Annotated in this window: 11 protein-coding genes and 1 pseudogene; 5 read left to right on the top strand and 7 right to left on the bottom strand. The window is 67.0% G+C overall.

What is annotated here, in order from left to right:
- The 6 genes from VGC18_RS09445 to guaB form a co-directional block, all read right to left on the bottom strand.
- Positions 1–635: SURF1 family cytochrome oxidase biogenesis protein (locus tag VGC18_RS09445; protein ID WP_331096621.1), on the bottom strand; the 635-nt coding region annotated here is incomplete at its 3' end.
- Positions 636–681: 46 nt separating this feature from the next.
- Positions 682–2,043 (bottom strand): cation:proton antiporter, encoded by a 1,362-nt coding sequence (locus VGC18_RS09440; protein ID WP_331096619.1) that lies wholly within the window; start codon positions 2,041–2,043, stop codon positions 682–684.
- 2 nt (positions 2,044–2,045) lie between these two features.
- Positions 2,046–2,576, bottom strand: coding sequence for a cation:proton antiporter regulatory subunit (locus tag VGC18_RS09435; protein WP_331096617.1), 531 nt, complete (start codon positions 2,574–2,576; stop codon positions 2,046–2,048).
- Between the two features lie 110 nt (positions 2,577–2,686).
- Positions 2,687–3,817 carry a GuaB3 family IMP dehydrogenase-related protein gene (locus VGC18_RS09430; RefSeq protein ID WP_331096615.1) on the bottom strand — a complete coding sequence of 377 codons (1,131 nt, stop codon included), beginning with the start codon at positions 3,815–3,817 and terminating at the stop codon, positions 2,687–2,689.
- A 214-nt stretch (positions 3,818–4,031) separates the two neighbouring features.
- On the bottom strand, positions 4,032–4,976 hold the full coding sequence (locus VGC18_RS09425) for a hypothetical protein (RefSeq protein WP_331096613.1): 945 nt from the start codon (positions 4,974–4,976) through the stop codon (positions 4,032–4,034).
- Between the two features lie 297 nt (positions 4,977–5,273).
- Entirely contained in the window at positions 5,274–6,776 is a 1,503-nt protein-coding gene (gene guaB / locus VGC18_RS09420; RefSeq protein WP_331096611.1) for an IMP dehydrogenase, read from the bottom strand.
- A 233-nt stretch (positions 6,777–7,009) separates the two neighbouring features.
- Between guaB and VGC18_RS09415 the strand changes: the two genes are divergently transcribed.
- Genes VGC18_RS09415 through VGC18_RS09395 form a run of 5 tightly spaced genes read left to right on the top strand, consistent with a single transcriptional unit; the run spans position 7,010 to position 11,932 of the window.
- The gene (locus VGC18_RS09415; protein ID WP_331096609.1) at positions 7,010–8,425 is read left to right on the top strand and encodes an ABC transporter permease subunit; all 1,416 of its coding nucleotides are present in this window, start codon (positions 7,010–7,012) and stop codon (positions 8,423–8,425) included.
- A 15-nt stretch (positions 8,426–8,440) separates the two neighbouring features.
- On the top strand, positions 8,441–9,409 hold the full coding sequence (locus VGC18_RS09410) for a branched-chain amino acid ABC transporter permease (RefSeq protein ID WP_331096607.1): 969 nt from the start codon (positions 8,441–8,443) through the stop codon (positions 9,407–9,409).
- Positions 9,402–10,328 (top strand): ABC transporter ATP-binding protein, encoded by a 927-nt coding sequence (locus tag VGC18_RS09405; protein WP_331096605.1) that lies wholly within the window; start codon positions 9,402–9,404, stop codon positions 10,326–10,328. The genes VGC18_RS09410 and VGC18_RS09405 overlap by 8 nt, the downstream gene beginning before the upstream one ends.
- Positions 10,315–11,061, top strand: coding sequence for an ABC transporter ATP-binding protein (locus VGC18_RS09400; protein ID WP_331096603.1), 747 nt, complete (start codon positions 10,315–10,317; stop codon positions 11,059–11,061). Before VGC18_RS09405 ends, VGC18_RS09400 begins: the two co-directional genes overlap by 14 nt.
- A gap of 19 nt (positions 11,062–11,080) precedes the next feature.
- Positions 11,081–11,932, top strand: a complete 852-nt coding sequence (locus VGC18_RS09395; protein ID WP_331096601.1) for a hypothetical protein — start codon at positions 11,081–11,083, stop codon at positions 11,930–11,932.
- Between the two features lie 80 nt (positions 11,933–12,012).
- On the opposite strand, the pseudogene VGC18_RS09390 reads toward VGC18_RS09395, so the two are convergent.
- Positions 12,013–12,530, bottom strand: a pseudogene (locus VGC18_RS09390) (branched-chain amino acid ABC transporter substrate-binding protein); the annotation flags it as partial.

Genomic DNA, 12,530 nt, shown 5'->3' with positions numbered 1-12,530 from the left:
ACCACCCATTCGATGGCGTAGAAGACGTTGAGCAGGTTGAGCTCGACGTCGGAGGTCGGCCGCGGGGAGTCGATCGTGGTCAGCGTCTTCGGGGCGTCGGCGGACACGAGATACCCCGCATAGACGCCGGCGGGATCGGTGTCCTTCCACAGGTTGATCATCGCCCCTGGCGAGATCGTGCTCAGCGCGCCCTTCTGGAAGTCGCCGTCCTGCGGGCCCTCGCTCGGGAAGTATCGCCCCGACACCGTCACGGTTCCCGTCGGCTGCGACCCCGGCAGTGCCTTCAACGCGGAGGCGGCACCCACGCGGTTCGGCGACCAGCCCAGCGCGACGACCAGGCCGACCGGCTTGCCTCCCCGCTGGTCGGCGGAGAAGTGCCCGACCACCCAGTAGCCAGCGACACCCTTGTTGAGCCGATCGCTCACCAGCACGTAGTCACCGGGGACCCAGCTGCCGGTGGCCGAGACCAGCTGCGCGTTCGCCCTGTCGGTCATCGGCTTCTGCGGTTTCGCCACGGAGTCCAGGGGGACCACCGTCTCCGTGTTGCGGGTGACGACGGTGCCGGTCGACACGCTGCGACCGAGCTGCCACTGGCTCAGGGCGGCGAAGGCCGCCGCGAGCACAAGCGCGAACACCAGTGCGGCTATCCAGCGAGGACGCCGCGCGACGGACCACATTTCCCTAGTACTCCGGATCTCTCTGACGTTCTGTCTGTGCCTGCTCGTCCGTCTGCTGCATGGCCTGTTCGATCAGGCGATCCGCGGCGTCGGAGACCTCGACCGGCTCCTCGGCATCCATCCCCGCCGTCGCGGCCTCGACGAGCGCGATGTTCTCTTCGCTCATCGCATCACGCGCCTGCGGCTGCACCCTCGGACGCTTCTTCGGGCGCAGGAAGCGGTTGCCGAACTTCTCCGAGTTGACCGCGAGGACCGGGCCGACGATCGCCATGATGAGGACGTAGAGTCCGGCGAACGGGGTGAGCCTGGCATCCAGTCCGGCACCGGTGGCGAGGGTCGCGAGGATGAGCGCGAACTCACCGCGGTTCTGCAGCATAGCGCTCGCGTTCAGTCCCTCGGCGGGCGTGAGCTTGTTGAACCAGGCGATCAGCTGGCCGCCGAGGGTGTTCACGACGAGGGTCAGCACAACCGCGACGGCGACGGGGACGGCCACGCTGCCGAAGGTCGACGGGTCGAGGGCGAGGCCGAAGTTGAGGAAGAAGAAGGCTCCGAAGACGTCGCGCAGCGGCAACGAGAACTGCTCGATGCGGGTGCGGAACCGGGTCGCTCCCAGCACGAGGCCGATCAGGAAGGCGCCGATCGCATCCGACACCCCGAGCAGCTCGCCGATGCCGCCGAAGGCGACGGCGAGGCCGAAGAACAGGATGGTGAACAGCTCGTCGTCGCGGGTCTGCACGAGCCGCGACACGACCCTGCCGCCCCACCTGGCGAGCACGAACATCGCGACGAGGAAGACGAAGGAGATCGCCAGCTGCAGCACGACCGGCCAGAAGCCGCTCTCGCCGCCGAGCACGACGGAGATGATCGCGAGGTAGATGGCGACGAAGACGTCCTCGAGCACCATGATGCCGAGGATGGCCGGCGTCTCGCGATTGGCGAGCCTGCGGAATTCGATGAGCAGCTTGGTGACGATCGCGCTCGAGGAGGTCGCCGTCATCCCCGCGATGATGAGGGCCTCGCGAGTGCCCCAGCCCACCCACACACCGAACCCGAAGCCGACCGCCATGTTGATGATGATTCGGGTGCCGCCGGAGAGCAGCAACGCCCTCACATTGCCGTAGAACTCGTCCTGATCGAACTCCAGCCCGAGGCTGAACAGCAGGAAGATGAGCCCGAAGACGGCGACGAGCTCGACGTCGGCCGACTTGAAGCTGAGCGGGAAGAGGTGGAAGTGCGGGCTCGCGACGAGCCCGACCAGCATGTAGATCGGGATCGCGGGCAGCCCGATGAGCTTCCCGAGGCGTCCGAGGACATAGGCGATGAGGAACAGGAGCCCGAGGACCAGGAGCTCTTCACCCACGTGCATCGCTACTCCCCCGGCGGGGAAGCGGCCGATACCTTGTGGCCCATCTCACCGGTGCGATAGAAGTTGAAGGCCTTGGCGACCTTCTCCGGTGAGCCTGCCACCACGAGGGTGTCACCCGGAAAGACCTTGAAGTCCTCCGCCGGAGCCGGGTTGGCCGATTCGCCGCGGACCACCGCGACGACGGTCAGGCCCACGATGCCGTGGGAGGGAAGATCGCCGAGTTGCTTGCCCGCGATGTAGTCGTCGTAGTCAACGGTGAACCAGTCGATGCTGAGGCCGGGGATCTGGTCGAGTTTGTCGAGGCCCTCGGTGATGCGGGTGCCTCCGAGAAGCTCCGCGAGGGTGTGGGCCTCGTCCTCGCTCAGCCGGAGCGAGACCTTGCTCGCGTCCGAGCCGTCCTCTTCGTCGGCGAAGGTGATGAGGTCGCTGTGCCCGGAACGATGGGTGATGACCCCCGCCTTGCCGCCGTCCGCGGTCACGAAGGTGTGCAGCACGCCCACCCCGGGAAGCTTGACCCGTCGCACATCGACCATGGCACTGACTCCTTCAGGGATTGTGAAAGCTGCTTCAAGCCTACCGGAGCGCCTGGCAAGCACCCCCTCCGTTCGCCGCGAGCGCAGGCGGCTCGCGGGTGGGACGGCGCCTACTCGCGGCGGGGCTTGTGATACGGCGCGACGACGACCTCGACGCGTTGGAACTCCTTGAGATCCGAGTATCCGGTCGTCGCGAGGGACCGCCGCAGCGCTCCGACGAGGTTCACCGTTCCGTCGGCCACGGTGGACGGCCCGTACAGGATCTGCTCCAGCGGGGCGACGGATCCGACCTTGACCCGGTCTCCGCGCGGGAACTCGCTGTGATGGGCCTCGGCACCCCAGTGCCAGCCGCCGCCGGGAGCCTCCGTCGCGCGGGCCAGGGTCGATCCGAGCATGACCGCGTCGGCGCCGACGGAGAATGCCTTCGCGATGTCGCCCGAGGTCCCCAGACCGCCATCGGCGATGACGTGCACGTATCGACCGCCGGACTCGTCCATGTAGTCACGACGCGCGCCGGCGACATCCGCCACCGCCGTCGCCATCGGGGCATGGATGCCGAGGGCCGCCCTGGTCGAGGAGGCCGCGCCGCCGCCGAAGCCGACGAGCACGCCGGCCGCGCCGGTGCGCATGAGGTGGAGCGCCGGCGTGTATCCGGCAGCTCCCCCGACGATGACGGGGACATCGAGCTCGTAGATGAACTTCTTGAGGTTGAGCGGCTCCTGGTTCTTGGAGACGTGCTCCGCGCTCACGGTCGTGCCGCGGATGACGAACAGGTCGACCCCGGCCTCGACGACCGTCTTGTAGAGCTGCTGGGTGCGCTGGGGGGAGAGCGCGGCGGCGACCGTCACGCCGGAGGCCCTGATCTCGGCCAGTCGGCTGATCACGAGCTCCGGTTTGATCGGCTCGGCGTAGATCTGCTGCATTCGCCGGATGCCCTCCGAGGCCGGCAGCGAACGGATCTCGTCGAGCAGCGGCTCCGGGTTCTCGTACCTCGTCCAGAGGCCCTCGAGGTCGAGCACGCCGAGCCCGCCCAGCTTGCCCATGAGGATGGCCGTGGCCGGCGACACGATGGAGTCCATCGGTGCGGCGAGGAACGGGATGGAGAAGTGGTAGGCGTCGATGCTCCAGTTGACCGAGACGTCCTGCGGGTCGCGAGTTCGCCGGCTCGGCACGATGGCGATGTCGTCGAAGGCGTACACCCGACGGGCGCGCTTGGCACGGCCGATCTCTATGTCAGTCACCTCTCCAGCCTAGCGGTGCCGCTCATCCGGCCGATCGAGGAGGCGCCGCACCACCTGTCCCTCTCCTTCTAACGAGCCTCGCGGTGAGGCACGTCTTTCGTCGCGGAGCGAGTTGTTGTCCGTCGCGGAGGGAGAACATGCTTCCCGGCGGGAGACGTCTTTCGTCGCGGCGGGTAAACGCGCTCACGGAGGGAGTTGTTACTCCCGCCGCGATTCACTTCTTCCCGCCGCGCGGGATCCCCGCCTCGAGCAACATCGTCTCAAGGCGATGCGGATGCTCGACATGCTCGGTCAGAATTCGGGTCACGCCGCACCCGGCTCTGCGTAGACGGTCCTCGCGTTTCTTTTCCCGCCAGACCACTTCGCCCGGATTCCCGTGCGTGTACTCCTGTCTGGTGTATTTCGCCTTGCCGTCGAACTCCGCGGCATGCATGACCGAGCGCCAGAAGAAGTCTGGCTGGATCGTCCCCTGCGAATCGCGGAACTCGACCTGAAGCTCTGGAGCGGCGAAACCAAGCAGATGGATGACCGCGCGCGTCTTTGACTCCCCGAAGGAGTCGGAGAGGCTGGTGGAGAATTCGAGTGCTCGTTCCAGATGACGCGCACGGGCTCTCGGATTCAGCCGTCGGAGCTCGTCCTGGAGTTCCTCCTTGCTGACCGCTCGGGGATTCTTCCGCCACAAGGCCCAATCGAGCGAGGCAATCGCATCGGGAAAACTGGCTCGACGTGCAACATCCAGCGCCGTGCGCGACAAGGAGGTGACCCGCAGACCATCGATCTCGTCGATCCGGACGGTCGTGAATCCGGCCGCTGTCCGGCGCACACCGGGCTCCGACCGGCCACCGCCTCGCCACTCCTGCATTATCGTGACCTCAGCGGGCCAGTCGCCGGCGATCGGCATGCCCCAGACCGCTGCGGCGGACTCTCCGGCCACGATCACCGGTTCACGCGCCACGGCGGCGACGGCATGGATGCGCAGCAGGTGTCTGTCCCGCGGCTCGAGCTGATCCCACCTGGAACGTTCGACGAATGCTCCCCTGCGCAGCTTGACCAGGATGCCTCGCTCAACATCTCGCCGCAGGACGCGTGCATCACCTACCAGGCCTCGGACGCGGTCGAAGAGGATGAGGCCGTCACAGTCGAGCGCCGTGTATTCCATGCATCGAGCATCCCGACGATCCGACGACGCCGGGACGCAGAGAAACCGTTCGGTGCACGGCTCCCCGCGGCGAGATCTGAGGAGGAGCAGGGCACTAGATCCGGTGGTTCCCGGTTACGGAGGGAGAAACTCTCTCGCGGAGGGAGACTCACCTCCCGCCGCGAGACGAATTCGCCGCCGCGGGGTGATTTATCTCCCGCCGCGACGCACAACCCCAACCGCGACGCACAACCCCGACCGCTACCGAATGCCGCCGTGCGATGCCGCAGCGCCGCGGACGACGGCGCCGCGGGAGGCTCAGCGCGAGTAGTTCGGCGCCTCGACGGTCATCTGGATGTCGTGGGGGTGCGACTCCTTGAGGCCGGCGGGGGTGATCCGCACGAACCTGCCCTTGCTCTTGAGCTCCTCGATGGTGCGGGCTCCCGTGTAGAACATGGACTGGCGCAGTCCACCGAGCAGCTGATAGGCGACGGCGGAGAGCGGTCCACGATAGGGCACCTGGCCCTCGATGCCCTCGGGGATGAGCTTGTCGTCGGAGGGCACGTCGGCCTGGAAGTAGCGGTCCTTGGAATAGGAGGTCTTCTCGCCGCGGGTCTGCAGCGCACCGAGCGAGCCCATGCCGCGGTACTTCTTGTACTGCTTGCCGTTGACGAAGACGAGGTCGCCTGGGCTCTCGTCGCAGCCGGCGAGCAGAGAGCCGAGCATGACGGTGTCCGCCCCGGCGACGAGCGCCTTGGCGATGTCTCCGGAGTACTGGAGGCCGCCGTCGGCGATCACGGGGATGCCGCTCTCGCGTGCGGCAAGCGACGCCTCGTAGACGGCGGTCACCTGGGGAACGCCGACACCGGCGACGACCCGGGTGGTGCAGATGGAGCCGGGACCGACGCCGACCTTGATCGCGTCCGCGCCGGCATCCACAAGCGCCTGCGCCCCGCCGCGCGTCGCGACGTTGCCGCCGATGATATCGACGTCCCGAGCCGCGGGATCGCTCTTGAGGCGGCGGATGATGTCGATGACGCCCTTGCTGTCGCCGTTCGCCGTGTCGACGACGATCGCATCGACTCCGGCGTCGATGAGCAGCATCGCCCTGTCCCAGGCGTCCCCGAAGAAGCCGATGGCCGCCGCGACCCGCAGACGCCCCTCCTCGTCCTTGGTGGCGTTCGGGTACTTCTCTGACTTGTCGAAGTCCTTGACGGTGATCAGCCCGCGGAGCCTGCCGGCACCGTCGATCAGTGGCAGCTTCTCGATCTTGTGCTGCGCGAAGATGGCGACGGCGTCGTCGGGATCGATCCCCTCCGGCGCCGTGATCAGGGGGGCGCGGGTCATGACGTCCCTGACCAGGGTCGTCGACTTCTCGAAGGGAGAGACGAAACGCATGTCGCGGTTGGTGATGATCCCGACGAGCGTGCCGTCCGCCTCGATGACGGGCAGGCCGGACACCCGGAACTGGCCGCACAGCGCGTCGACCTCGGCGACGGTGGCATCGGGACTGGTCGTCACCGGATTGGTGATCATGCCGGACTCGCTGCGTTTGACCCGGTCCACCTGCTCCGCCTGGTCGGTCATCGACAGGTTGCGGTGCAGCACGCCCAGGCCGCCCTGACGGGCGATCGCGATCGCCATCCGCGACTCGGTGACGGTGTCCATGGCGGAGGAGAGGAGGGGAGCCGCGACGGTGATCCGGCGGCTGAGGCGGGTGGTGGTGTCCGCCTCGCTGGGGATGACATCCGTATGTCCCGGGAGCAGCATCACATCGTCATAGGTGAGACCGATGAAACCGAAGGGATCTGCTCTGTCCATGAGTCCTCTTTTTCGCACGACCGCTGAGATAAGGAAGCCGGACTCGACACGCGGATTCCGGTAATCAATATTAACCGTTTGGCCCTCCCCGCTATTCCACCCCGATAATGGGCGAACCAGAGATTGTGTCGTCCTTGAAACACGGGGGACACAAACCGTTAGTAACGTCAACGACGACGGCCGCCAGAAGGCGCGGGACTTCCCGGTCCCGGCTGGCCCGTCTTGGAGGTTCCGTGACGATCGCTACAGCCCACAGACGCCGAGCGCGCTGGCCAGTCGTACTCTTCGCCGCGCTGCTGGCCATGTTCGCCCTCTCGGCGAGCCCGGCCATGGCGAGCGACGGTCCGGCCGACACCGGCGCCCACGGCGACATCATCGATCCGGCCACCGCACCGGAGTCGATCTCCGTCTGGGTCCGCGTCCTGAGCGACAAGTCCGGCGTCGCCGGCCTCGGCGTCGCGGTGACGGGGCCGAAGAAGTTCAGCGAGACCTTCACGACGGATGCGCAGGGTCGGGTCTCCGTCGGACTGCCCGCACCGGGCACCTACACCGTGACCATCGACGAGAAGACGATCCCCGCGGGGATCGGCAGCCTTCCCACGGGGACGAACCCCCGCCGGGTCGACGTGGGCGAGACCAACAAGGACGTCCCGGCCAACTTCCTGATCGGCGCCGCGGCGACCGTGGCCACCCCGACCCCGGGGACCACTGCGGCCCCCGGATCCGACAGCGGCTCGACGACCGGATCGTCGGCCGGATCCTCCGGAGAGTTCTGGGACCTCCTCGTCTCGAAGCTCGTGACGGGGATCATCTACGGGCTGCTCATCGCCCTCGCCTCGATCGGCGTCTCGCTCATCTACGGGACGACGGGTCTGAACAACTTCGCCCACGGCGAGCTGGTCACCTTCGGGGCGCTCATGGCCTACCTCATCAGCGGGGTCTTCGGCCTGCCCGGCTGGCTCGGCATCGTCGGCGCGGTCATCCTCGGCGGCCTGTTCGGCTACGTCCAGGACCTCGCGATCTGGAAACCGCTGCGCAAGAAGGGCGTCGGCCTGGTCCCGCTGATGATCGTGAGCATCGGGCTCGCCCTCGCCACCCGGTACATCTTCGCCTTCTTCTTCGGGGCCGACCGGCTGTCGCTGCCGAACGATCCCTCCCCCTTCCTCGTCATCGGCCCGGTCAGCCTGAGGTTCACGGATGTGATGGGCGCGGTGGTGAGCATCGTCGTGCTCCTCGCGGTCGCCTACATCATGCTCAGGACCAAGATCGGCAAGGCGGCGAGGGCGGTGTCGGACAACCGCTCGCTCGCCGCCGCATCCGGCATCAACGTCGACGGGGTCATCAGGTACATCTGGATCGGTGCCGCGGCGCTCGCGGCCCTGTCCGGCGTGCTGATCGGCTACTACCAGTCGCTGCGCTGGGACACCGGGAGCTCGATCCTGCTCCTCATCTTCGCCGCGGTGACGCTCGGCGGCCTCGGCTCGGCCTTCGGGGCGCTCGTCGGGTCGCTCGTGCTGAGCATCTTCATGAACCTCTCCACCCTCTGGCTGCCGGACAACCTCAAGTACGCGGCAGCCCTCGTCGTGATGATCCTGATCCTGTTGTTCAGGCCTCAGGGCATTCTCGGCAAACGGGAACGAATCGGCTAGGACGGCAGGAAAACCATGAACTTCATTCCTCTCGCATTCGGCGAACTGATCTCGCCGACGACCGCGGCGTACGCCCTGGCCACCATCGGCCTCGTCGTCCACTTCGGGTTCACCGGGCTGGTGAACTTCGGCCAGGCCGGCTTCATGGCCATCGGCGGTTACGCCTTCGCCATCACCTCGCTCAAGTTCGACTGGCCGCTTCCCTTCGCCATCCTGGCCACCATCGTCGCCAGCGTCCTGTTCGCCTTCGTCCTCGGGGTTCCCACCCTGCGACTCAGGGCGGACTATCTGAGCATCGTCACCATCGCCGCGGCGGAGATCATCCGGCTCTCGGTGAAGACAGCGGAAATCTCCAACGTGACCGGCGGGGCGACCGGCCTGAACGGCGCATCCGCGAGCTTCAACGCGATCAACCCGATACCGGACGGCACCTACGGCTGGGGGGTGCTCACCTACAACCAGGACGCGGTATGGGTGCGGATCGTCGGCTGGGCGCTCGTGCTGCTCGCCTGCCTGCTGGTGTGGGCGCTGATCCGCAGCCCGTGGGGCCGCATCATCAAGGGGATCCGCGAGGACGAGGATGCGGTCCGGGCGCTCGGCAAGAACGTCTTCTCCTACAAGATGCAGTCGCTGGTCCTCGGCGGCGTCCTCGGCGGGCTCGCCGGCGCGCTGTTCATCCTGCCGCGCTCCCTCCAGCCGGACAACTACGGCACCCAGCTCACCTTCTTCCTCTACACGATCATGCTGCTGGGAGGCGCGACCACGGTCTTCGGCCCCGTCATCGGCTCGATGATCTTCTGGGTCGTGCTCTCGCTCTCGGACGGCCTGCTGAGCCTCGGGGTGAACTCGGGGGTCATCCCGATCACGGCGACCCAGCAGGGCCCGATCCGCTTCATCATCGTCGGTGTCGCCCTGGCTCTCCTGGTCATCTTCAGACCGCAGGGAATTCTCGGCAACAAGAAAGAGGTGTTCTTCAGTGCCTAAGATCCCGATCGCGGAGCTGGTCGACGGACCCGTCGGCCCCGGCGTCGCCAAGAAGAACCCCATCATCGTCGCCGACAACGTCAGCAGGCACTTCGGCGGGCTCACGGCGGTCGACATCGATCACGTGGAGATCCCCTCGAATGCGATCACCGCCCTCATCGGGCCGAACGGGGCGGGCAAGACGACCTTCTTCAACCTGTTGACCGGCTTCGACAAGCCGAACAGCGGTCGCTGGACCTTCAAGGGAGAGAACCTCGCCGGCGTCTCGGCGTTCAAGGTCGCCAGACGCGGAATGGTGCGCACCTTCCAGCTGACCAAGGCGCTCAGCCTCATGACGGTGATCGACAACATGCTGCTCGGCGCCACCAGGCAGTCGGGGGAGAACTTCTTCACGGCGCTGGTCAAACCCGCCTGGCGCAGCCGGGAGAAGGAGATCACCGATCAGGCCGACTTCCTGCTGGCGAAGTTCAAGCTGGACACGAAGCGGGAGGACTACGCCGCGAGCCTGTCCGGCGGCCAGCGCAAGCTGCTCGAAATGGCCAGGGCGCTCATGACCGATCCCGCGCTGGTCATGCTCGACGAGCCCATGGCCGGCGTGAACCCGGCCCTCACGCAGTCGCTGCTGCAGCACATCCTCGAGCTCAAGGACCAGGGGATGACGGTGCTCTTCGTTGAGCACGACATGCACGTGGTCCGCGAGATCGCCGACTGGGTGATCGTCATGGCGGAGGGCCGGATCGTCGCCGAGGGCTCGCCGGACACGGTCATGAGCGACCCGGCGGTCATCGACGCCTACCTCGGCGCCCACCACGACACCGACCTCGGCACGATGCGGGGCCAACTCGAGATTGCGCAGGACATGGATTCCGAACTGATTCGCCACGAGATCGAAGAGGAGGCCGCCGATGACCAGCGATGAGATCGTGCTCCAGACCACCGAGCTGGTCGCCGGATACATCCCCGGAGTCAACATCCTCAACGGCTGCAACGTCTACGTCGGCAAGGGCGAGCTGGTCGGGATCATCGGCCCGAACGGGGCGGGGAAGTCCACCCTGCTCAAGGCGGTGTTCGGCCAGGTGAGCATCCGCAGCGGCAGCGTCACCCTCCACGGGGAGGACATCACCGGGCTCAAGGCGGACAGGCTGGTCAGCAAGGGCGTCGGCATGGTGCCGCAGAACAACAACGTCTTCCCGAGCCTGACGATCGACGAGAACCTCCAGATGGGGCTGTACCAGAATCCCAAGGCGTACCCGGAGCGTCTCGAGTTCGTCACCTCGTTGTTCCCGGAGCTGTCGAAGCGGCTGAAGGTGCGGGCGGGATCGCTGTCCGGCGGCGAGCGGCAGATGGTGGCCATGTCGAGGGCGCTCATGATGGATCCGAGCGTCCTGCTCCTCGACGAGCCGAGCGCGGGCCTGTCGCCCGTGCGGCAGGACGAGACCTTCATCAACGTCTCCCAGATCAACCGGGCTGGGGTGTCCGTCCTCATCGTCGAGCAGAACGCCAGGCGTGCGTTGCAGATCTGCGACCGCGGCTACGTGCTCGACCAGGGGAAGGATGCCTACACCGGCGCCGGCCGAGAGCTCATGAACGACCCGAAGGTCATCGAGCTCTACCTCGGAACGCTCGCCGCCGACCAGGAGAAGAACAGGTAACAGCGGGAGGGAAACCCCCATGGGAGGACGCGCCGGCACGGCGATCGTGGCCGCGGCATCCGTCCTGATCGCGCTCACCGCCTGTTCCTCGCCGCCGGCGCGCCTGCCGTCAGGCGTCGAGGTCAACGTCAAGCAGTACCGGTCGGACTACGAGGTGCGGCGGCTGCAGCTCGAGGTGATCAACCGCGGGAAGGCACCGATCACGATCACGGCGGCGACCTTCCGGTCCGAGCGATTCACCGCGCCCATCGCCTGGCACGGGAGGCCGACGGAGGTGCCAGCGGGGATCACCCGCGATCTCCCGGTCGTCCTGCCCGCGGCCCGCTGCTCGGCCGCCGCCGACTCGCCGTCCCGCGTGTCGCTCTCCTTCACCCTGCCGGACGGCGGGCACGGCCGGCACACCGTCCGGGCGACGGACACCCTGGGCGATGTCGCGCGGGTGACCGGCCAGGGCTGCCTGGAGGAGGCCGTCGACCGCATCGCCAGGGTCGAGGCGACCGCCCTCGGCGTCACCGGGGACGGGCCCCACTCGGTGGCGCATCTGACCGTGAGCATCAGCCCGACCGGATCCGGCGGAGCGTTCACCCTCGAGCGGGTGGCGGGCACCGTCCTGCTCCAGCCGGTGAGCGGCCAGGACTGGCCGATCGGAGAGACGGTCAGCGGCACCTCCCCCGCGGGGACCGTGATCCTCGACATCGTGCCGAACCGCTGCGACGCCCACGCCATCGGCGAGGACAAGGTGGGCACGCTGCTGCCCGTCCACGTCAGCACGCCGACCGTCGCGGACGGACGGTTCACCCTTCCGCTGGACGGGACGATCAGGGACCGGCTCAAGGACTTCGTCGCCAGGCACTGCGGCTTCGGCTCCTAGGCACGGCCGGAACGAGTCCGGACGCGAAAGAGGGGGCCCGGCCTTGCGGCCGAGCCCCCTCGTTCGGTGTGACTGACTACTTACTTCTTGGTCAGGTCGCCGTAGACGGCATCCTCGTACTCGGTCTTGTTACCGGTCGTGTACTTGTAGATGCTGACGTAGGCCTGGCTCGGGTCGCCGTTCTTGTCGAACGTCACCGGGCCGGACAGACCGTCGTAGTTGATGTCCTTCTTGTCGTTGATCAACTTGGCGCAGGCGGAGAAGGTCTTGCACTTCGTGCCGCCCTCCGACACCGACTTGAGGTTGTCCTTGATGGTCGCGCCATCCGTCTTGCCGCCCTGGAGCGCGGCGAGCGCGAGCAGCACGGTCGCGTCGTAGGATTCCGGCGCGTAGCTGAACACCGTCAGCTTCTTACCGCCCTGCTTCTTGACCAGTGCCTGCAGATCGCTCTGGAAGGTCGAGGTCGCCTGCACACCCGGGTTGCTGAACTGGGCGCCCGCGATGTCGACGTTCGTGTCCGCATCCGTGATGACGCCGTAGTTTCCGTCGACCCCGTAGAGCTTCTTGAAGTCGAAGCCCTGACCCTTCAGCTGCTCGG

The organism is Lacisediminihabitans sp. (assembly GCF_036404185.1).
Taxonomy (GTDB): domain Bacteria; phylum Actinomycetota; class Actinomycetes; order Actinomycetales; family Microbacteriaceae; genus Lacisediminihabitans.
This window is presented reverse-complemented; position numbering and strand designations above follow the sequence as displayed.